Source organism: Streptomyces sp. NPDC002680, from assembly GCF_042889145.1.
In the GTDB taxonomy this organism is placed as follows: Bacteria; Actinomycetota; Actinomycetes; order Streptomycetales; family Streptomycetaceae; genus Streptomyces; species Streptomyces adonidis.
The window spans coordinates 259882-280135 of the sequence record NZ_JBIAQP010000009.1 but is presented as its reverse complement, the minus strand read 5'-3'; the positions used below and the strand labels follow the sequence as shown (position 1 = coordinate 280135).

15 protein-coding genes are annotated in these 20254 nt (G+C 69.6%); 2 read left to right on the top strand and 13 right to left on the bottom strand.

Going from position 1 to position 20254, the window contains the following annotated elements; genetic code table 11:
• Nucleotides 1-25: 25 nt before the first annotated feature.
• Both ACFYXF_RS24815 and ACFYXF_RS24810 read right to left on the bottom strand, forming a co-directional pair.
• Nucleotides 26-1285, bottom strand: coding sequence for an FAD-dependent oxidoreductase (locus tag ACFYXF_RS24815; RefSeq protein ID WP_389352417.1), 1260 nt, complete (start codon nucleotides 1283-1285; stop codon nucleotides 26-28).
• 96 nt (nucleotides 1286-1381) lie between these two features.
• A complete protein-coding gene (locus tag ACFYXF_RS24810; protein WP_389352415.1) occupies nucleotides 1382-2617 on the bottom strand; it encodes an ATP-grasp domain-containing protein in 1236 nt (411 codons plus the stop codon).
• A gap of 235 nt (nucleotides 2618-2852) precedes the next feature.
• Between ACFYXF_RS24810 and fahA the strand changes: the two genes are divergently transcribed.
• Nucleotides 2853-4067, top strand: a complete 1215-nt coding sequence (gene fahA / locus ACFYXF_RS24805) for a fumarylacetoacetase (protein WP_389352414.1) — start codon at nucleotides 2853-2855, stop codon at nucleotides 4065-4067.
• A gap of 163 nt (nucleotides 4068-4230) precedes the next feature.
• On the opposite strand, the gene recQ is transcribed toward fahA, so the two are convergent.
• On the bottom strand, nucleotides 4231-6339 hold the full coding sequence (gene recQ / locus ACFYXF_RS24800; protein WP_389352681.1) for a DNA helicase RecQ: 2109 nt from the start codon (nucleotides 6337-6339) through the stop codon (nucleotides 4231-4233).
• A 308-nt stretch (nucleotides 6340-6647) separates the two neighbouring features.
• On the opposite strand from recQ, the gene ACFYXF_RS24795 reads away from it, so the two are divergent.
• Complete coding sequence (locus tag ACFYXF_RS24795; protein WP_389352412.1) at nucleotides 6648-7280, top strand: hypothetical protein; 633 nt, start codon at nucleotides 6648-6650, stop codon at nucleotides 7278-7280.
• A 64-nt stretch (nucleotides 7281-7344) separates the two neighbouring features.
• Here the strand turns inward: ACFYXF_RS24795 and nuoN are convergent, their stop codons facing one another.
• From nuoN to nuoE, 10 genes are read right to left on the bottom strand one after another with little or no spacing between them, the layout of a single operon-like run.
• Nucleotides 7345-8994, bottom strand: coding sequence for an NADH-quinone oxidoreductase subunit NuoN (gene nuoN / locus ACFYXF_RS24790; protein WP_389352410.1), 1650 nt, complete (start codon nucleotides 8992-8994; stop codon nucleotides 7345-7347).
• Nucleotides 8991-10562, bottom strand: a complete 1572-nt coding sequence (locus tag ACFYXF_RS24785) for an NADH-quinone oxidoreductase subunit M (protein ID WP_389352408.1) — start codon at nucleotides 10560-10562, stop codon at nucleotides 8991-8993. The genes nuoN and ACFYXF_RS24785 overlap by 4 nt, the downstream gene beginning before the upstream one ends.
• A 5-nt stretch (nucleotides 10563-10567) precedes the next feature.
• Nucleotides 10568-12463: an NADH-quinone oxidoreductase subunit L gene (nuoL, locus tag ACFYXF_RS24780; RefSeq protein WP_389352406.1), complete on the bottom strand. Its 1896-nt coding sequence runs from the start codon at nucleotides 12461-12463 to the stop codon at nucleotides 10568-10570.
• A gap of 14 nt (nucleotides 12464-12477) precedes the next feature.
• Complete coding sequence (gene nuoK, locus ACFYXF_RS24775; protein WP_037929353.1) at nucleotides 12478-12777, bottom strand: NADH-quinone oxidoreductase subunit NuoK; 300 nt, start codon at nucleotides 12775-12777, stop codon at nucleotides 12478-12480.
• A complete protein-coding gene (locus ACFYXF_RS24770) occupies nucleotides 12774-13628 on the bottom strand; it encodes an NADH-quinone oxidoreductase subunit J (RefSeq protein WP_389352403.1) in 855 nt (284 codons plus the stop codon). The genes nuoK and ACFYXF_RS24770 overlap by 4 nt, the downstream gene beginning before the upstream one ends.
• Nucleotides 13625-14227, bottom strand: a complete 603-nt coding sequence (gene nuoI / locus ACFYXF_RS24765) for an NADH-quinone oxidoreductase subunit NuoI (protein WP_389352401.1) — start codon at nucleotides 14225-14227, stop codon at nucleotides 13625-13627. Before nuoI ends, ACFYXF_RS24770 begins: the two co-directional genes overlap by 4 nt.
• Nucleotides 14220-15587, bottom strand: a complete 1368-nt coding sequence (gene nuoH, locus ACFYXF_RS24760) for an NADH-quinone oxidoreductase subunit NuoH (RefSeq protein ID WP_389352399.1) — start codon at nucleotides 15585-15587, stop codon at nucleotides 14220-14222. The genes nuoI and nuoH overlap by 8 nt, the downstream gene beginning before the upstream one ends.
• Nucleotides 15584-18088, bottom strand: coding sequence for an NADH-quinone oxidoreductase subunit G (locus ACFYXF_RS24755; protein WP_389352397.1), 2505 nt, complete (start codon nucleotides 18086-18088; stop codon nucleotides 15584-15586). Before ACFYXF_RS24755 ends, nuoH begins: the two co-directional genes overlap by 4 nt.
• Nucleotides 18085-19434, bottom strand: coding sequence for an NADH-quinone oxidoreductase subunit NuoF (gene nuoF / locus ACFYXF_RS24750; protein ID WP_369033578.1), 1350 nt, complete (start codon nucleotides 19432-19434; stop codon nucleotides 18085-18087). Before nuoF ends, ACFYXF_RS24755 begins: the two co-directional genes overlap by 4 nt.
• On the bottom strand, nucleotides 19431-20249 hold the full coding sequence (nuoE, locus tag ACFYXF_RS24745) for an NADH-quinone oxidoreductase subunit NuoE (RefSeq protein ID WP_389352679.1): 819 nt from the start codon (nucleotides 20247-20249) through the stop codon (nucleotides 19431-19433). The genes nuoF and nuoE overlap by 4 nt, the downstream gene beginning before the upstream one ends.
• Nucleotides 20250-20254: the final 5 nt, after the last annotated feature.

Sequence of the window (20254 nt, the reverse complement as noted above, 5' to 3'; positions counted from 1 at the left end):
GTTGTCGCCCGCACCCGTCCGAGGCCTACCCGTGCGCGGCCGCCAGATGCCCCACCAGCCTCGGTGACGCGAACTCCGTACCGCACACGAACCGCATCACCGGCCCGTACGAAGCAGCCGCCGGCAACCCCGTGAAGTACAACCCCGGTACGGAGGACACATACCCGGCACCGAGCCTCGGCGTCCCCCTGCTCACCGCCAGCTCCGTACGCAGCTCGTGCCCGAGGAAGTCCATCGCGGCGATGTCGACGCGGTAGCCGGTCGCGGATATGACGTGGTCGGCCGACAACTCCCGCGTACGGCCGCCGAGATCCTCCACGGTCAACACCGACCGCCCTCCGCCGGAGCCCCCTGTCTCCCCTGCGCCTCCCGTTGCCCGTACGATCCGTGCGACCTCGCTCACCTGCACCTTCCCCTCGAACCTGTCACGCAGCCACCACGCACCGAGCGGTCCGAGGACCCGGCGGACCAGATAGTGGCGGGCCTGGGCCGGGAGATGGCGGTAGGGATGCGGGTAGTAGGTGAGGGCCCAGAGCGACCACGCGTTGCCGAACGGCGACTCGGGCCGCAGCCGGGGCTGCCGCCACGGGGGCGCACCGAAGGCGACGCGACCCCGCCCGCGCGAGACCACTCGTACCCGCGCCCCCGCCTCCGCCGCCAGCGCCGCCGTCTCCAGCGCGGACTGGCCCGCACCGACGACGATCAGCTCCCGGCCCGCGAACCGGCCCAGGTCATGGTGCTGCGAACTGTGGGACACCGGACCCGTGGGCGAGGGCCCGTCCGGCGCGGCGCCGGCCAGCTCCGCGGGCAGATGCGCGAGCCCCGACAGGCCCGTCGCCACCACGACCGCCCGCGCGGTGAACAACTCGCCCGAGTCCAGCTTGAGTTCGAAGCCGCCGCCGCTGCCACCGCTGCCGCTGCCCGCGCCCTTGTGCTGCCGCCGGTCCACGGACACCACCCGCACCTGCTCCAACTCGGGCACGAGCTGCTGCTGGAACCACTCGCCGTACGCGATGAAGGTCTCCACCGGGACGATGTCCTCGTCCGTGACCAGCCGGCGTATCCCCGCCGCGTCGCAGTAGTCGACCAGGTTGTGGCCCCGCTGCGGGGCGTCGATGCTGGACGCCGCCGGCGTCGACTTCAGGAGCATTCCGGCGGGCATGTGGTCCCGCCAGCTCACCATGGGCTCGCCGAACACTCTCACCGGAATGCCACGCGCCCGCAGATGCGCGGCGGTTGACAGACCGAACGGTCCCGCGCCGATTACCGCTACCGGATGATTCACGAAGTCCCCTCCCCAGGACGCTGCTTCGCCACTTCGCGCTGCTCTGCTGCTCTACCGCCCAACCGGTCAGCAGGTTGTCGCCACTACGCCTATTGCCTACGCCTTGCCGCCACGACGGCCTGCCCGCCACAACTGGTACAGATGTTTCACGCCCGGTCGTACGAAGCGGGCGAGCATCGTGAGGAACGGCAGCGGGTCGTCACCCGCGAGCCAGGCCAGTTCCGTCCCGCTCGCCCGGGTCGGCGCGTGCGGCGTCGTGTAGCCGCTGCGCCGGTAGGCGAGGAGGGCGGGCAGGTCGATGTTCTCCACGATGTACCGGTGCCCGGCGCGCTGTTCCCCCTCCGGAACGGTGCGCCCGGTCAGATCGAGATGCATGGCCCGTACGACGTCCACCCCCGACTCGCTCTCGAAGAGCCGGAACTGGGCGCCCATCCGCGGGTTGAAGTCGAGGAGCTTGTACTGTCCGTCGCGCCGGTCGAAGCGCAGGTCGAGGTCGATGATTCCGGTGAAGCCGATCTGTTTGATGAAACGTGCGGCAAGGTCCGCGAGTTCCGGATTGTCGACGACGTATGCATTTGCCGTCATTCCCGCGTGCGGCGGCCAGGATCGGACCTTCACGCCCGTGAACAACGCACGCGGATTCGAGTCCGCGTCGAAGTAGGCGTGCACGATCCAGTCCTCGGCCTCCTCCCGGGGCAGATACTCCTGAAGGATCACGCCGGGACGCTCACCCCAGTCGCGGGCCAGGGACAGCAGCGCCTCCCGACTCGCGATGCGCGTAGTGCCGTTGACGGCGGGCCGGGCGCGCCGCACGAACGCCTCCCGGTTCTTGGCCACCAACGGGAACCGGGCCGTCCGCGCGAACCGCTCGATCTCGTCGTACGACTGCGGAAAGGCGGCGGCCGGAGTCGGTATGCCGTGCTCCACGCACAACTCGTGCAGCCCCTGCTTGCTGGCGAGCCGACGCGGCAGCGCCGCCTCCACACGCGGGAAGAGAAACGCTTCCCCCAGTTCCTCCTGCCGCTCGGCGATCAGTACGGCCGCCTCCTCGTCCGTGGGAACGAGCAGAGCGGGACGCCCGATCCGACGCCCGATCCGCAGCAACCCCTCGACGAGCCGCTCCGGTTCCTCGGTCCCGGTGGTCGGCCAGACGAACGCGCGCCGCAGATATCGCGACGAGGCCGCCGGCGTGTAACGGTCCTCGGTGATCGCATACATCGGAACGCCCAGCCGTCCCAGACTGCGGATGGCCCCGACGCCTCCGTGGTGCAGCGGATAGTCACCGAACTTCACGATCAGCGCCGGCACGGCATGGTCGGCCGAAAACGGCACAGTGCTGCTCCTGGCCACGGGTCCCCCCACGTGTCCCCCCTACGGACCGGACCCACCCCGTCCGTGTCCCCCCAAAGGACGCTAAGCCGGAATCACCCACTCCGGACAAGGCTTATCCGGACATTACGAACTCTTTAGACACTGGGGACACTGCCCCGAGCCCGCAACTCACCCGTAACCTGTGGCGCGACCACATGGCCACACGGCACGACACACGAGAGCGAGGCAGCACCCCATGCCCCCCTTCGATGTCCCCGAGGGCGACCCCTTCGGCCCGCACAACCTCCCGTACGGCGTGTTCACCCCGGCCGGCTCCACGGACCGCCGGGTCGGCGTCAGACTCGGCGACCACGTCCTGGACGCGGGCGCCGCTGCCGCCGCGCTCGGCTCCCCCTATGTCTCCGTGCTGGCCCGCCCGACCCTCAACGCCCTTCTCGCCGCGGGCCGTACGACCTGGTCCGACATCCGGCGCGCCCTGACCGCCTGGGTCACCGTCCCGTCCCACCAGGAGACGATCGCTCAGCTCCTCCACCCCCTCTCCTCGGTGAGCCTGCACCTCCCCTTCGAGGTCGCGGACTACGTCGACTTCTACGCCTCCGAGAACCACGCCCGGAACGTCGGCCAGATCTTCCGCCCCGACGCCGCGGACTCCCTGACCCCCAACTGGAAGCACCTGCCGATCGGTTACCACGGCCGCTCGGGCACGGTCGTCGTCTCCGGCACGGAGGTCGTCCGTCCGTCGGGCCAGCGCAAGGCCCCCACGGACGCGGCCCCGCTCTTCGGCCCTTCGGTCCGCCTGGACATCGAGGCGGAGGTCGGCTTCGTGGTGGGCACACCGTCGCCCATGGGCAGCCCCGTGCCCCTGTCCGCCTTCCGGGACCACGTCTTCGGCCTCTGCCTGCTGAACGACTGGTCCGCCCGCGACATCCAGGCCTGGGAGTACGTCCCGCTGGGCCCGTTCCTGGGCAAGTCCTTCGCCACGTCGGTCTCGGCGTGGATCACCCCGCTGGACGCCCTGGAGGACGCCCGGGTCGCCCCGCCCGCCCGCACACACGCCCTGCTCCCCTACCTCGACGACGCCGAGGACGAGCCCGGCGGCTACGACCTGCGTATCTCCGTCGCCGTGAACGGCCACACCATCTCCGAGCCCCCCTTCTCCACGATGTACTGGACGGCCGCGCAGCAACTCGCCCACATGACCGTCAACGGCGCGTCCCTCCGCACCGGCGACCTCTACGGCTCGGGCACGGTCAGCGGCCCCACCGAACGGGAACGCGGCTCACTCCTCGAACTCACGTGGAACGGCACCGCCCCCATCGACCTCCCCACCGGCAAGCGCACCTTCCTGGAGGACGGCGACGAGGTCACCCTCACCGCCTGGGCCCCGGGTCCGGGCGGCACCCGCGTGGGCCTGGGCGAGGTGACGGGCAGGATCACGCCGGCGGGCTGAGCGAGGCGCCCCGAGCAGCGGGTCCGGAGCAGCGGTCGGGGCAACGCATCGGGCGGGCAACGGGCGGGGCAGTCCGTCCGGCGCCGACCAGGAGTACGCCGTCGCGCCCCAGCCCCGCCCCGCCGCCCCGCGTCTCCCCCCTCCACCCTCTGCATCCGGTCCCCTACATCCAGTCCTCCGGCTCGGGCTCCATCTCCATCTCGGGCCAGTCGTCCGGCCCCAACTGCTCGTCCCTCGGCCCGGATCCCGTACCCCGGCCGCTGTCACTGCCCGAAGAGCCCGACCTGAAGCCGGACTTGGCGCCGGGCGCCGAGCCGGTCTCCGGGACCTGTGGAGCCGCCGCGGACACCTCAGGCGCCTCGCCCAGTGCCGAAAGCGCCCCCAACACGCCCTCCCCGTACGTGGCGAGCTTCTTCTCGCCCACCCCGCTGATTCCGCCCAGGTCCGCCACCGACCGGGGCCAGACGCTGACGATCTCCCGGAGCGTGGCGTCATGGAAGATGACGTACGCCGGAACGCCCTGCTCACGAGCCTGTTCGGCGCGCCAGGCCCGCAGTGCCTCGAACGCCGGCTGCAGTTCCTCGGGCAACGCGACAGCCGCCGCCTTCGCCTTCTTCTCACTCCGGCCGCCACCGGCCGCCGACCGTGCGGTCGCCGCCTTCTTCGGCTCCTTGCGCAGCGGCACCTCCCGCTCGCGCCCCAGCACGGCACCGCTCGTCTCGGTCAGCACCAGCGTGCCGTACTCGCCCTCGACCGCGAGCAGCCCCTGGGCCAGCAACTGCCGTACGACACCGCGCCATTCGCCCTCGGCCAGTTCCTCTCCGATGCCGAACACGGAGAGCTGGTCGTGGTCGAACTGGATCACCTTCGCCGTGCGCCGCCCCAGCAGGATGTCGACGATCTGCACCGCGCCGAACTTCTGCCGCCGCTCACGCTCCAGCCGCCAGACCGTGGACAGCACCTTCTGCGCGGCGACCGTGCCGTCCCAGGTCTCCGGCGGGGCCAGGCAGGTGTCGCAGTTGCCGCAGCCGCCCGGCACCGGGTCCTGGCCGAAGTAGACGAGCAGTTGCCCACGCCGGCACTGCACCGTCTCGCACAGCGCCAGCATCGCGTCCAGGTGCGCCTGCGCGCGGCGGCGGAATGCCTCGTCGCCCTCGCTGCCCTGGATCATCTTGCGCTGCTGTATGACGTCGTTCAGTCCGTAGGCCATCCAGGCCGTGGACGGCAGTCCGTCACGGCCGGCGCGGCCCGTCTCCTGGTAGTAGCCCTCGACCGACTTGGGCAGGTCGAGGTGGGCGACGAACCGGACGTCCGGCTTGTCGATGCCCATTCCGAAGGCGATGGTCGCCACCACGACGAGGCCGTCCTCGCGCAGGAAGCGCGACTGGTTCGCCGCACGGGTGCCCGAGTCCAGGCCCGCGTGGTACGGCACCGCCCGGACGCCGTGCGCGGCGAGGAACTCCGCCGTGCGCTCCACGGAGTTGCGCGAGAGGCAGTACACGATGCCCGCGTCGCCATCGTGCTCCTCCTTCAGGAAGGTCAGCAGCTGCTTCTTGGGGTCGGCCTTGGGCACGATGCGGTACTGGATGTTGGGCCGGTCGAAGCTCGCCACGAAGTGACGGGCGTCCGGCATGCCCAGCCGCTGGGTGATCTCCTGATGCGTCGCGTGCGTGGCCGTCGCCGTGAGCGCGATCCTCGGGACGTCCGGCCAGCGCTCGCCCAGCAGCGAAAGTGCCAGGTAGTCGGGCCGGAAGTCGTGCCCCCACTGCGAGACACAGTGCGCCTCGTCGATGGCGAAGACGGCGATCTTCCCCCGGGAGAGCAGATCCAGGGTCGACTCCAGTCTCAGCCGCTCCGGGGCCAGGTACAGCAGGTCCAGCTCACCGGCCAGGAACTCGGCCTCCACCACCCGCCGCTCGCCGAAGTCCTGCGTGGAGTTCATGAACCCGGCGCGCACACCGAGCGCCCGCAGCGCGTCCACCTGGTCCTGCATCAGCGCGATGAGGGGCGAGACGACGATCCCCGTACCCGGTCTGACCAGGGACGGAATCTGGTAGCAGAGCGACTTGCCGCCACCGGTCGGCATGAGGACGACGGCGTCCCCGCCCGCCACCACATGATCGATGACCGCTGCCTGCTCGCCGCGGAAGGAGTCGTACCCGAAGACCCGGTGCAGCGTGGCCAGCGCCTCGCTGTCCACCGCCCCGGCCGCCGATCCGACGACCGTGCCCGGACCCTCGCCCGCTTCCGTCATCACACCCGACCCGCCCATCACGCTCATCGCGCTCATCGTCGTGTCCCCCGTACGTCGCGCCTCGACCACTGCCTCCACCATAGGGGCCCGCACCGACAGCCCCGGAGTTATCCACAGGCTGCCCGGCCGCACTTCCGCCCCGCGCCACCTGCGCCCTCCGTCGCGCCTGGGTGGTCAGCCCATTCGGCCCCTTCGCGTGGCGCCCCCGGACACCCCGGGACATGCTGCTCGGGCGGGACGAGGGGAGGCCCGTACAACGGACCGGCGCCCGCGCGCCTCTCGGACCGGCGCCTCCCAAGCGCCTCTCCCGCCCAAGGAGCCCCCACATGCCCCGCAGCCGGCTCAAGGTCACCGTCGCCCTCGCCACGGCCGCCGCGTCCCTCTCCCTGGCCGTCGCCCCCGCGCACTCCGCGCCGAGCGATCCCGTCGACCCCGCGGTCTGGACCGAGCTGGCCAAGACGCTCGAAGGCACGGCGAAGTACCAGTACGCCCCGTTCGCCGTCACGGACGGCTACAAGCCCGCCTTCTGCTCGGCCAGTCCGACGCTCGGCGGGATGGGACACCACTACATCAACGAGAAGCTCTACGGTTCACTCGATCCGGCGAAGCCGGCCGCTCTGCTGTACGAGGACCGGGTCAACGAGGACTGGATGGACGAGGCGTCCGACACGAGCTGGCTCGACGACATGGACGCGCTCGACGGAAGCGCCCCCACAGTGAGCGCCGCCCCCGAGTCGCGCAGGCTGGTCGCCGTCGAGTGGATCGTGGTGGACAAGGACCAGGACCTGACGACCGACGACGACCGCCCCAGCCTGTTCGGGGTCCCCTTCAACGGGCCGATGCTCGGCCACGAGCCCGGTATGCCGATCCACTACGACCTGCACGCCTGGGTCTGGAAGAAGAACCCCAACGGCATGTTCGCCCGCTGGAACCCCACGGTGACCTGCCCGGCCGCCTGAACACGCGCTGGGCCCCGGTCTCCCAAGGAGACCGGGGCCCAGCGCATTCCATACAACTCGCTGCTCAGCGCACGAAGACGCCCGCCTGGTTCGCCAGGTCGAGGAAGTACTGCGGCGCCACACCCAGCACCACGGTGACCGCCACCCCCACGCCGATCGCCGTCATGGTCAGCGGCGACGGCACGGCGACGGTGGGTCCTTCGGGCCGGGGCTCGCTGAAGAACATCAGGACGATCACCCGGATGTAGAAGAACGCGGCGATCGCCGACGAGATCACACCGACCACGACCAGCGAGCTGGCTCCGCCTTCGGCCGCCGCCTTGAACACGGCGAACTTCCCGGCGAACCCGGAGGTCAGCGGAATGCCGGCGAAGGCCAGCAGGAACACCGCGAACACGGCGGCCACCAGCGGCGAACGGCGCCCCAGCCCCGCCCACTTGGACAGATGGGTCGCCTCGCCCCCGGCGTCCCGCACCAGGGTGACCACGGCGAACGCCCCGATCGTCACGAACGAGTACGCGGCCAGGTAGAAGAGGACGGACGAGATCCCATCCGGTGTCATCGCGATGACACCCGCGAGGATGAACCCGGCGTGCGCGATGGACGAGTACGCCAGCAGCCGCTTGATGTCGGTCTGCGTGATGGCGACGATCGCACCGCCCACCATGGTGACGACCGCGACGCCCATCATGACCGGCCGCCAGTCCCAGCGCAGGCCCGGCAGCACGACGTACAGCAGCCGCAGCAGCGCGCCGAAGGCCGCCACCTTGGTCGCCGCCGCCATGAAGCCCGTCACCGGCGTGGGCGCGCCCTGGTACACGTCCGGCGTCCACATGTGGAACGGCACGGCGCCCACCTTGAAGAGCAGGCCCACGACGATCATGGCGGCGCCGATGAGCAGCAGTACGTCGTTGCCCATGGTGTCGGCGAGCGCCGGGTTGACGTTCTGAACGGTGCCGTCGACGACCTGGGCGATCGTCCCGTACGACACCGAGCCCGCGTAGCCGTACAGCAGTGCGATGCCGAAGAGGGTGAACGCGGAGGCGAAGGCGCCGAGCAGGAAGTACTTGACCGCGGCCTCCTGCGACATGAGCCGCTTGCGGCGGGCCAGGGCGCAGAGCAGGTACAGCGGCAGTGAGAAGACCTCCAGGGCCACGAACAGCGTCAGCAGGTCGTTGGCCGAGGGGAAGATCAGCATGCCGCCGACCGCGAACAGCAGCAGCGGGAACACCTCGGTGGTGGTGAACCCGGCCTTCACCGCGGCCTTCTCGCTGTCGCTGCCCGGTACGGACGCGGCCTGTGCCACGAACGAGTCGACGCGGTTGCCATGGGCCTCCGGGTCGAGCCGCCGTTCGGCGAAGGTGAACAGCCCGACCAGTCCCGCGAGCAGGATCGTGCCCTGGAGGAACAGGGCGGGCCCGTCGACGGCGATGGCGCCCATCGCCGCGATTCCGGCCTTGGTGGTGCCGTATCCGCTCGCCGCGAGCCCCACGACCGCGGCGAAGGCCGCGGCGAGGGCGACGACGGACACGAACAACTGCACGTAGTAGCGGGACTTGCGGGGCACGAACGCCTCGACCAGGATCCCGACGATCGCCGCGCCGATGACGATCAGGGTGGGCGACAATTGCCCGTATTCGATCTTCGGCGCGTCGATCTTGGAGATCGGGTCGGCCGCCGTTGTCCACAGGCTGTGGACGGCTGATGCGCTCACTTGGCCGCCTCCACCTCGGGCTGGGGGTCCTTCTTCTGGACGTCGGTCATGGTCTGCTTGACCGCCGGGTTGACGATGTCCGTCAGGGGCTTCGGGTAGACGCCCAGGAAGATCAGCAGCACGATCAGCGGCGTCACGACCACGAGCTCCCGCACCCTGAGGTCCGGCATCTTGGCGACCTCGACCTTCACCGGGCCCGTCATCGTCCGCTGGTAGAGGACGAGGGTGTAGAGCGCGGCGAGGACGATGCCGAAGGTGGCGATGATGCCGACCACCGGGTAACGCGCGAACGTGCCCACCAGGACCAGGAACTCGCTCACGAACGGCGCGAGGCCCGGCAGCGACAGGGTCGCGAGACCGCCGATCAGGAACGTGCCGGCGAGCACCGGAGCGACCTTCTGGACTCCGCCGTAGTCGGCGATGAGCCGCGAGCCGCGCCGCGAGATCAGGAAGCCCGCCACCAGCATCAGCGCGGCCGTCGAGATCCCGTGGTTGACCATGTACAGCGTCGCGCCCGACTGGCCCTGACTGGTCATCGCGAAGATGCCCAGGACGATGAACCCGAAGTGCGAGATCGACGCGTACGCGACCAGCCGCTTGATGTCCCGCTGCCCGACCGCGAGCAGCGCCCCGTAGATGATGCTGATCAGCGCCAGTACGAGGATGACGGGCGTCGCCCACTTCGACGCCTCCGGGAACAGCTGGAGGCAGAAACGGAGCATCGCGAAGGTGCCCACCTTGTCGACGACCGCCGTGATCAGCACGGCGACCGGCGCGGTGGCCTCGCCCATGGCGTTGGGCAGCCAGGTGTGCAGCGGCCACAGGGGCGCCTTCACCGCGAAGGCGAAGAAGAAGCCCAGGAACAGCCAGCGCTCGGTGTTCGTCGCCATGTCGAGCGAGCCGTTGGCCCGCGCGGCGGCGATCTCCGTGAGCGAGAAGTTCCCGGCGACCACGTAGAGGCCGATCACGGCCGCCAGCATGATCAGACCGCCGACGAGGTTGTAGAGCAGGAACTTCACGGCCGCGTACGAGCGTTGGGTGGACGCCGTTTCCTCGCCGTGCTCGTGGGCACGGTCGCCGAAGCCGCCGATGAGGAAGTACATCGGGATGAGCATGGCTTCGAAGAAGATGTAGAAGAGGAAGACGTCGGTGGCCTCGAAGGAGATGATCACCATCGCCTCGACGGCCAGGATCAGCGCGAAGAAGCCCTGGGTGGGCCGCCAGCGCGTGTTCCCGGTCTCCAGGGGGTCGGCGTCGTGCCAGCCGGCCAGGATCACGAACGGGATCAGCAGCGCGGTCAGTGCGATGAGCGCCACGGCGATGCCGTCCACGCCCAGCTCGTACCGCACCCCGAAGTCCTTGATCCAGGCCCGGGATTCGGTGAGCTGGTAGCGGTCGCCGTCCGGGTCGAAGCGCACCAGGACGATCGCGGCGAGCACCAGCGTGGCGAGCGAGACGATCAGCGCCAGCCACTTGGCGGCGGTGCGCCGCGCGGCCGGTACGGCCGCCGTGGCGATCGCCCCGAGGGCCGGGAGCGCCGCCGTCGCTGTCAGGAGGGGAAAGGACATCGGTATCAGACCGCCCTCATCAGCAGGGTCGCGGCGATGAGGACCGCCGCACCGCCGAACATCGAGACCGCGTACGACCGCGCGTAACCGTTCTGCAGCTTGCGGAGCCGTCCGGACAGGCCGCCCATGGAGGCCGCCGTACCGTTGACGACCCCGTCGACCAGGGTGTGGTCGACGTACACCAGGGAGCGTGTGAGGTGCTCTCCGCCGCGTACGAGGACGACGTGGTTGAAGTCGTCCTGGAGGAGGTCGCGCCGGGCGGCCCGGGTGAGCAGCGACCCGCGCGGGGCGAGCACCGGGACCGGACGGCGCCCGTACTGGCCGTACGCGAGGCCGACGCCGATGACGAGCACGACCATCGTGGACAGCGTGACCGTGAGGGCGCTGATCGGCGGGTTTCCGTGCGCGTGCTCGGTGACGGGCTCCAGCCAGTGCAGGAAGCGGTCGCCGACGCTGAAGAACCCGCCCGCGAAGACCGACCCGAAGGCGAGCACGATCATGGGGATCGTCATGGACTTCGGGGACTCGTGCGGGTGCGGTTCGTGGCCGTGCTCGTCGGGCTGCCAGCGCTTCTCGCCGAAGAACGTCAGCAGCATCACGCGCGTCATGTAGTACGCGGTGATGGCCGCGCCGAGCAGGGCCACGCTGCCGAGGATCCAGCCCTCGGTGCCGCCCTTGGCGAACGCCGCCTCGATGATCTTGTCCTTGGAGAAGAAGCCGGACAGACCCGGGAAGCCGATGATGGCGAGGTACCCGAGACCGAAGGTCACGAAGGTGACCGGCATGTACTTCCTGAGGCCGCCGTACTTGCGCATGTCGACCTCGTCGTTCATGCCGTGCATGACCGAGCCGGCACCGAGGAAGAGCCCGGCCTTGAAGAAGCCGTGGGTCACCAGGTGCATGATCGCGAAGACATAGCCGATGGGGCCGAGTCCGGCCGCGAGGATCATGTAGCCGATCTGCGACATGGTCGAGCCGGCCAGCGCCTTCTTGATGTCGTCCTTCGCGCAACCGACGATCGCACCGAAGAGGAGTGTGACCGCACCGACCACGGTGACAACCAACTGGGCGTCGGGCGCCCCGTTGAAGATCTCCCCGGATCGGACGATCAGATACACGCCCGCGGTCACCATCGTCGCCGCGTGGATGAGGGCCGAGACCGGGGTCGGGCCCTCCATCGCGTCCCCGAGCCAGGACTGCAGCGGCACCTGGGCGGACTTGCCGCAGGCCGCGAGCAGCAGCATCAGGGCGATGGCGGTGAGCTTGCCCTCGCTGGTCTCACCGGTGGCTTCGAGGACCGGCCCGAAGGCGAAGGTCCCGAAGGTGGTGAACATCAGCATGATGGCGATGGACAGGCCCATGTCGCCGACGCGGTTGACCAGGAAGGCCTTCTTCGCGGCGGTAGCGGCACTGGGCTTGTGCTGCCAGAAGCCGATCAGGAGGTACGAGGCGAGGCCGACACCCTCCCAGCCGACGTACAGCAGGAGGTAGTTGTCGGCGAGGACGAGCAGCAGCATCGCCGCGAGGAACAGGTTGAGATAGCCGAAGAAGCGGCGGCGCCGCTCGTCATGCTCCATGTACCCGATCGAGTACACGTGGATCAGCGAGCCGACGCCGGAGATCAGCAGGACGAACGTCATCGACAGCTGGTCGAGCTGGAAGGCGACGTCGGCCTGGAAGCCCTCGACGGGGACCCAGCTGAACAGGTGCTGCATCAGGGCGCGGTGCTCGGCGTCCTTGCCCAGCATGTCGGCGAAGAGGATCACGCCGATCACGAAGGAGCAGGCGGCGAGGGCCGTGCCGATCCAGTGGCCGACGGCGTCGAGCCGCCGGCCACCGCACAGCAGTACGGCCGCTCCGAGCAGAGGCGCCGCCACCAGCAGCGCGATCAGATTCTCCACGATTCAGCGACCCCTTACAGCTTCATCAGGCTGGCGTCGTCGACCGAGGCCGAGTGGCGGGAACGGAACAGCGACACGATGATCGCGAGCCCGACGACGACCTCCGCGGCGGCGACGACCATCGTGAAGAAGGCGATGACCTGGCCGTCGAGGTTGCCGTGCATCCGGGAGAAGGCGACGAACGCGAGGTTGCAGGCGTTGAGCATCAGCTCGACGCACATGAAGACGACGATCGCGTTGCGCCTGATCAGCACGCCGGTGGCGCCGATCGTGAACAACAGGGCGGCGAGATAGAGATAGTTGACCGGGTTCACTTCGACGCCTCCCCACTGTTCGAGCCCTTGGCCGAGCTACTGGCCGGGCCGCTGTTGGTGCGCTCCAGGCGGTCCTCGGCGCGCTGCTCCAGGGCCTTGAGGTCGCTGATGGCCTCGGCGGACACATCGCGGATCTGGCCGCGCTGGCGCAGCGTCTGCATGACCGACAGTTCGGCCGGGGTGCCGTCGGGCAGCAGGCCCGGGATGTCCACGGCGTTGTGCCGGGCGTAGACGCCGGGGGCGGGCAGCGGCGGCAGGTGCTTGCCGTCCCGTACGCGCTGCTCGGCCAGTTCGCGCTGGGTCTTGGCGCGCTCGGTGCGCTCGCGGTGCGTGAGGACCATGGCGCCGACGGCGGCCGTGATCAGCAGGGCGCCGGTGATCTCGAAGGCGAAGACGTACTTCGTGAAGATGAGGGCGGCGAGGCCCTCCACGTTGCCGTTCGCGTTGGCCTGGCCGAGGCCGGTGAACTCCGTCAGGGAGGCGTTCCCGACGCCCGCGACCAGGAGGATGCCGAAGCCGAGCCCGCACAGCAGGGCCAGCCAGCGCTGGCCCTTGATGGTCTCCTTGAGGGAGTCCGCGGCGGTGACACCGACGAGCATGACCACGAAGAGGAACAGCATCATGATCGCGCCGGTGTAGACGACGATCTGGACGACGCCCAGGAAGTAGGCGCCGTTGGCCAGGTAGAACACCGCCAGGATGATCATCGTTCCGGCGAGACAGAGCGCGCTGTGCACGGCCCTCTTCATGAAGACGGTGCACAGGGCGCCTGCCACGGCGACCGTACCGAGCACCCAGAACTGAAAGGCCTCACCAGTGGAGGTGGAATAGGCGGCGAGCTGCGCGCTCATGCCCCCACCCCCTCTTCCTCGGGCTTCTCGCCCTTGGAGACGGCGACTTGACGCACCGTGCCGGGTGCGGCCTCGGTGACCAGCCCCTGGTAGTAGTCCTGTTCGTCGGTGCCCGGGAAGATCGAGTGGGGCGAGTCGACCATGCCCTCGTCGAGTCCGGCGAGCAGCTGTTCCTTGGTGTAGATGAGGTTGGCGCGGCTGCTGTCGGCCAGTTCGAACTCGTTCGTCATCGTCAACGCGCGCGTGGGGCACGCCTCGATGCACAGACCGCACAGGATGCAGCGGGCGTAGTTGATCTGGTAGACCGCGCCGTACCGCTCGCCCGGGGAGTAGCGCTCCTCGTCGGTGTTGTCGGCGCCCTCCACATAGATGGCGTCCGCGGGGCAGGCCCAGGCGCACAGTTCGCAGCCGATGCACTTCTCCAGGCCGTCCGGATGGCGGTTGAGCTGGTGCCGTCCGTGGAACCGTGGGGCGGTGGTCTTCTGCTGCTCGGGGTACTGCTCGGTCAGCCGCTTCTTGAACATGGCCTTGAAGGTCACGCCGAAGCCGGCCACGGGGTTCTGGAAACCGGGCTTGGTCTCCTTGGATTCCTCAGCCATCGGACGCCTCCTTTCCATCCAGAGATCCGTCACTGCCAGTATCCGGTCCACCACTGACAATCAACTCGCGCTCGCGGCGCGGGCGCCTGCGGGGCACCGTCTGTGCCTCCTGTCCCGGCAGTGGCGGTACGGGGAATCCGCCCGCCATCGGGTCGAAGGCGACGGGCTCGTCGTCGACTGTCTGTGGTGCCTTGCCCCGGTCGCGGAACATGTCGGCCACGAAGGAGAGCAGAAGCAGGACGAGGACACCGCCGCCGACGTAGAGGGCGATGTCGGCGAAGTCGTAGTTCTCGTTGCGCAGGGTCCGTACGGTCGCGACGAGCATCAGCCAGACCAGCGAGACCGGGATGAGGACCTTCCAGCCGAGCTTCATCAGCTGGTCGTAGCGGACGCGCGGGAGGGTGCCGCGCAGCCAGATGAAGAAGAACAGCAGCAGCTGCACCTTGAGGACGAACCAGGCCATCGGCCACCAGCCGTGGTTGGCGCCCTCCCAGAAGGTGCTGATGGGCCAGGGGGCCCGCCAGCCGCCCAGGAAGAGCGTCACCGACACGGCCGAGACGGTCACCATGTTGACGTACTCGGCGAGCATGAACATCGCGAACTTGATGGACGAGTACTCGGTGTTGAAGCCGCCGACCAGGTCGCCCTCGGACTCCGGCATGTCGAAGGGGGCGCGGTTGGTCTCGCCGACCATCGTGATGATGTAGATCACGAAGGAGACCGGCAGCAGGACGATGTACCAGCGGTCGTGCTGCTGTTCGACGATGGTCGAGGTCGACATCGACCCGGAGTAGAGGAACACCGAGGCGAACGCGGCGCCCATGGCGATCTCGTACGAGATCATCTGCGCGCAGGACCGCAGGCCGCCCAGCAGGGGGTACGTGGATCCGGAACTCCAGCCCGCGAGGACGATGCCGTAGATGCCGACCGAGGCGACCGCGAGGACGTAGAGCATCGCGATCGGCAGGTCGGTGAGCTGCATCGTCGTACGGGTGCCGAAGATCGACACCTCGTTGCCGGCCGGTCCGAAGGGGATCACCGCGATCGCCATGAAGGCCGGGATGGCCGCGACGATCGGCGCGAGGATGTAGACGACCTTGTCCGCGCGCTTGACGACCAGGTCTTCCTTGAGCATCAGCTTGATGCCGTCGGCGAGCGACTGGAGCATGCCCCAGGGGCCGTGCCGGTTGGGGCCGATGCGCAGCTGCATCCAGGCGACGACCTTGCGTTCCCACACGATGGAGAACAGCACGGTGATCATCAGGAAGGCGAAGCAGAAGACCGCCTTGACGACGACCAGCCACCAGGGGTCGGTGCCGAACAGGGAGAGGTCTTCAGCGGCGAGGTACGGACTGCTCATGCCTCCACCTCCTTGGGGGCCTCGGAGGCGAGCGTCGCCGGGCCGATGCGGACGAGTGCGCCGGGCAGCGCCCCGGTGTCGGAGGCGACGCCGCCTCCGGTGGAGTTCAGCGGCAGCCAGACCACCCGGTCGGGCATCTCGGTGACCTGGAGGGGCAGTTCGACCGTCCCGGTGGCACCGGTCACGGCGAGCAGGTCACCGTCCTTGACCCCGGCTTCGGCGGCCGTGGGTGCCGACACGCGCGCGTGGGCCGCATGCCGGGTCCCGGCGAGCGCGTCGTCGCCTTCCTGGAGCCGCCCTTGGTCGAGCAGCAGCCGGTGTCCGGCGAGGACCGCTTCCCCGGCGGCCGGACGCGGCAGCTGGGCGCCGATCTCCAGGGGGTTGGTGGCCCGCGCCCCGTCCCAGGCCCCGAGCCGGTCCAGCTCCTGCCGCGCGGTCCGCAGATCCGGCAGCCCCAGGTGGATGTCCATGGCGTCGGCCAGCATCTGGAGCACACGCGCGTCGGGCGGGGCGAGGCGGCGGGTCATCTGGTCGGGCTTGAGCGCGGCCTCGAAGAGGCGTGCGCGGCCCTCCCAGTTGAGGAAGGTGCCCGCCTTCTCGGCGACCGCGGCGACCGGGAGTACGACATCGGCGTGCTCGGTGACCTCGCTGGGCCGCAGTTCCAGCGACACCAGGAAGCCCACCTCGTGGAGGGCGTCCCGCGCGCGTGCCGGATCGGGCAGGTCGGCGACCTCGACGCCGGCGACCACCAGGGCCCGCAACTCGCCCGCGGCGGCGGCCTCGACGATCTGGCCGGTGTCACGGCCAAAGCGGTGCGGCAGCTCGGCCACACCCCAGGCGACGGCGACCTCGTCCCGCGCGCGCGGGTCGGTCGCCGGACGTCCGCCCGGCAGCAGCGAGGGCAGCGCGCCGACCTCGACGGCGCCGCGCTCCCCGGCCCGGCGCGGGATCCACACCAGCTGCGCGCCGGTCGTGGAAGCGGCCCGTACGGCGGCGGTGAGGCCGCCCGCCACAGCGGCCAGCCGTTCTCCTACGACGATCACCGCGCCCTCGGTGCGCAGCGCCTCGGCGGCCTTCGCCCCGCTCTCCTCCAGGCCGAACCCACTCCCGAGCGCGTCCAGCCACTCGGTCTCGGTACCGGGGGCGGCGGGCAGCAGCGTGCCGCCGGCCTTCTCCAGGCCGCGGGTCGCGTGCGTGGCGAGCGAGTAGACCTTCTGTCCGTGTCCCCGCCAGGCCTTGCGCAGCCGCAGGAAGACGCCGGGCGCCTCCTCCTCGGACTCGAACCCGACCAGGAGGACCGCGGGGGCCTTCTCCAGGGAGGTGTACGTGACACCCGTACCGTCGAGGTCGCGTCCGCGTCCGGCGACCCGGGCGGCGAGGAAGTCGGCCTCCTCGGCGCTGTGCACGCGCGCGCGGAAGTCGATGTCGTTGGTGTCGAGGGCCACGCGCGCGAACTTGCTGTACGCGTAGGCGTCCTCGACGGTGAGCCGGCCGCCGGTGAGCACTCCCGCACGGCCACGGGCCGCGAGGAGCCCCTGGGCCGCCGCTTCCAGCGCCTCGGGCCAGGAGGCGGGCTCCAGGACACCGTCGGCGTTGCGTACGAGGGGGGTCTGGAGCCGGTCCGGCTTCTGCGCGTACCGGAAGCCGAAGCGTCCCTTGTCGCAGATCCACTCCTCGTTGACCTCGGGCTCGTTGGCCGCGAGGCGTCGCATGACCTTGCCGCGCCGGTGGTCGGTGCGGGTGGCGCAGCCGCCGGAGCAGTGCTCGCACACGCTCGGCGACGACACCAGGTCGAAGGGTCGGGAGCGGAAGCGATACGCCGCCGAGGTCAGCGCGCCGACCGGGCAGATCTGGATCGTGTTCCCGGAGAAGTACGACTCGAAGGGGTCGCCCTCGCCGGTGCCGACCTGTTGGAGCGCGCCGCGCTCGATCAGCTCGATCATCGGGTCGCCCGCGATCTGGTTGGAGAAGCGGGTGCAGCGGGCGCACAGCACGCACCGCTCGCGGTCGAGGAGCACCTGTGTGGAGATCGGGACCGGCTTCTCGTAGGTCCGCTTCTTTCCCTCGAAGCGGGACTCCGACTGGCCGTGCGACATGGCCTGGTTCTGCAGGGGGCACTCGCCGCCCTTGTCGCAGACCGGGCAGTCGAGCGGGTGGTTGATGAGCAGCAGCTCCATCACACCGTGCTGGGCCTTCTCGGCCACGGGCGAGGTGAGGTGGGTCTTCACCACCATCCCGTCCGTACAGGTGATCGTGCAGGACGCCATGGGCTTGCGCTGGCCCTCGACCTCGACGATGCACTGGCGGCAGGCGCCGGCCGGGTCGAGGAGGGGGTGGTCGCAGAAGCGCGGGATCTCGATGCCGAGCTGTTCGGCGGCGCGGATCACCAGGGTGCCCTTGGGCACGCTGATGTCGATGCCGTCGATCTTCAGCGAGACGAGATCTTCCGGCGGGACCGCCGCGTCGCCCCCTCCCGAGGGAGCGCTCGTGGTCACCGTCATGCGTTCACCTCCGTGCGGTCGGCCCAGGCCGTCGACTTGGCCGGGTCGAAGGGGCAGCCCCGGCCCGTGATGTGGTCCTCGTACTCCTCGCGGAAGTACTTGAGGGAGGAGAAGATCGGCGAGGCGGCGCCGTCGCCGAGGGCGCAGAAGGACTTGCCGTTGATGTTGTCGGCGATGTCGTTCAGCTTGTCGAGGTCGGACATGGCGCCCTTGCCGGCCTCGATGTCGCGCAGCAACTGCACGAGCCAGTACGTCCCTTCGCGGCAGGGTGTGCACTTGCCGCAGGACTCGTGGGCGTAGAACTCGGTCCAGCGGGTGACGGCCCGGACGACGCAGGTGGTCTCGTCGAAGCACTGGAGTGCTTTCGTGCCGAGCATGGAACCCGCGGCGCCCACTCCTTCGTAGTCAAGAGGGACGTCGAGGTGCTCGTCGGTGAACATCGGTGTCGAGGAGCCGCCCGGTGTCCAGAACTTCAGCCGGTGGCCGGCGCGCATCCCGCCGCTCATGTCGAGGAGTTGGCGGAGCGTGATGCCGAGCGGGGCCTCGTACTGGCCCGGGTTGGTGACATGGCCGCTGAGCGAGTAGAGCGTGAAGCCCGGGGACTTCTCGCTGCCCATCGAGCGGAACCATTCTTTTCCTTTTTGGAGAATCGCGGGAACCGACGCGATCGACTCGACGTTGTTCACAACAGTTGGGCAGGCATAGAGCCCCGCGACGGCAGGAAAGGGGGGACGGAGCCGCGGTTGACCCCGGCGGCCTTCGAGCGAGTCGAGCAGTGCGGTCTCTTCACCACAGATGTACGCGCCCGCGCCCGCGTGCACGGTGAGTTCGAGGTCGAGTCCGCTGCCCAGCACGTTCTTGCCGAGGTAGCCCGCCGCGTAGGCCTCACGTACGGCCTCGTGCAACCGCCGCAGCACTGGTACGACTTCACCGCGCAGATAGATGAAGGCATGCGAAGACCTGATGGCATAACACGCGATCACAATGCCCTCGATGAGGCTATGCGGGTTCGCGAAGAGGAGCGGGATGTCCTTGCAGGTTCCCGGCTCCGATTCGTCGGCGTTGACAACTAGATAGTGTGGTTTTCCATCTCCCTGAGGAATGAACTGCCATTTCATTCCCGTAGGGAATCCCGCACCGCCGCGGCCACGCAGACCGGACTCCTTGACGTACGCGATCAGGTCGTCCGGTGTCATCGCGAGGGCCTTGCGGAGTCCCTCGTACCCTTCGTGCCTCCGGTAGACGTCCAGCGTCCAGGACCTGTCCTCGTCCCAGAAGGCCGACAGCACGGGTGCGAGCAGCTTCTCGGGGCTGGTCTCGTTGATCTCGGGTGCCAATGTCATCACTCCCCCTCCTCGGTGACGGGCCCCGCCGGGTGGGAGGGGTCGGACGCCGCCGTGTCCTGCGGCGCGTCGTGCGAACTGAGGTGCTCGGCGGGCGACGGGTCGTGCGGCTGCGTGCTCTTGGGGGCGCCGCCCCGGGGGTGGACCACGCGCGCGGGGCTCTCGCCCTTGGCCAGCCGGAGCCCGGTCAGCGAGGCGGGGCCGGCGCTGCCGCTCGCCTCGACGGCCCCGTCCCGGGTGTCGGGGAAGCCCGCCAGGATGCGGGCGGTGTCCTTGAACGTGCACAAGGGGGCACCGCGCGTGGGCTCGACCTGCGCGCCCGCGCGCAGGTCGTCGACGAGGCGCTTGGCGCTGGCCGGGGTCTGGTTGTCGAAGAACTCCCAGTTGACCATCACCACGGGTGCGAAGTCGCAGGCCGCGTTGCACTCGATGTGCTCCAGGGTGACCTTGCCGTCCTCGGTCGTCCCGCCGTTGGCGACGCCGAGGTGCTCCTGGAGGGTCTCGAAGATGGCGTCGCCGCCCAGCACCGCGCAGAGGGTGTTGGTGCAGACGCCCACCTGGTAGTCGCCGGAGGGGCCCCGGCGGTACATGGAGTAGAAGGTGGCGACCGCGGTGACCTCGGCCGTGGTCAGGCCCAGCACGTCCGCGCAGAACCGCATCCCGGTGCGCGTGACATGGCCCTCCTCCGACTGCACGAGATGCAGCAACGGCAGCAGGGCGGACCGGGAGTCCGGGTAGCGGGCGATGACCTCGCGGGCGTCCGCTTCGAGCCGGGCTCGAATGTCGTCCGGGTAATCGGGCGCGGGCAGTTGGGGCATGCCCA

Excerpts from the sequence above, each read along its gene's own strand:
- fahA (WP_389352414.1), top strand. The coding sequence starts at position 2,853 with ATGCCCCCCTTCGATGTCCCCGAGGGCGACCCCTTCGGCCCGCACAAC.
- recQ (WP_389352681.1), bottom strand. The coding sequence starts at position 6,339 with ATGGGCGGGTCGGGTGTGATGACGGAAGCGGGCGAGGGTCCGGGCACG.
- ACFYXF_RS24795 (WP_389352412.1), top strand. The coding sequence starts at position 6,648 with ATGCCCCGCAGCCGGCTCAAGGTCACCGTCGCCCTCGCCACGGCCGCC.
- ACFYXF_RS24785 (WP_389352408.1), bottom strand. The coding sequence starts at position 10,562 with ATGTCCTTTCCCCTCCTGACAGCGACGGCGGCGCTCCCGGCCCTCGGG.
- ACFYXF_RS24770 (WP_389352403.1), bottom strand. The coding sequence starts at position 13,628 with ATGAGCGCGCAGCTCGCCGCCTATTCCACCTCCACTGGTGAGGCCTTT.
- nuoI (WP_389352401.1), bottom strand. The coding sequence starts at position 14,227 with ATGGCTGAGGAATCCAAGGAGACCAAGCCCGGTTTCCAGAACCCCGTG.
- nuoH (WP_389352399.1), bottom strand. The coding sequence starts at position 15,587 with ATGAGCAGTCCGTACCTCGCCGCTGAAGACCTCTCCCTGTTCGGCACC.
- ACFYXF_RS24755 (WP_389352397.1), bottom strand. The coding sequence starts at position 18,088 with ATGACGGTGACCACGAGCGCTCCCTCGGGAGGGGGCGACGCGGCGGTC.
- nuoE (WP_389352679.1), bottom strand. The coding sequence starts at position 20,249 with ATGCCCCAACTGCCCGCGCCCGATTACCCGGACGACATTCGAGCCCGG.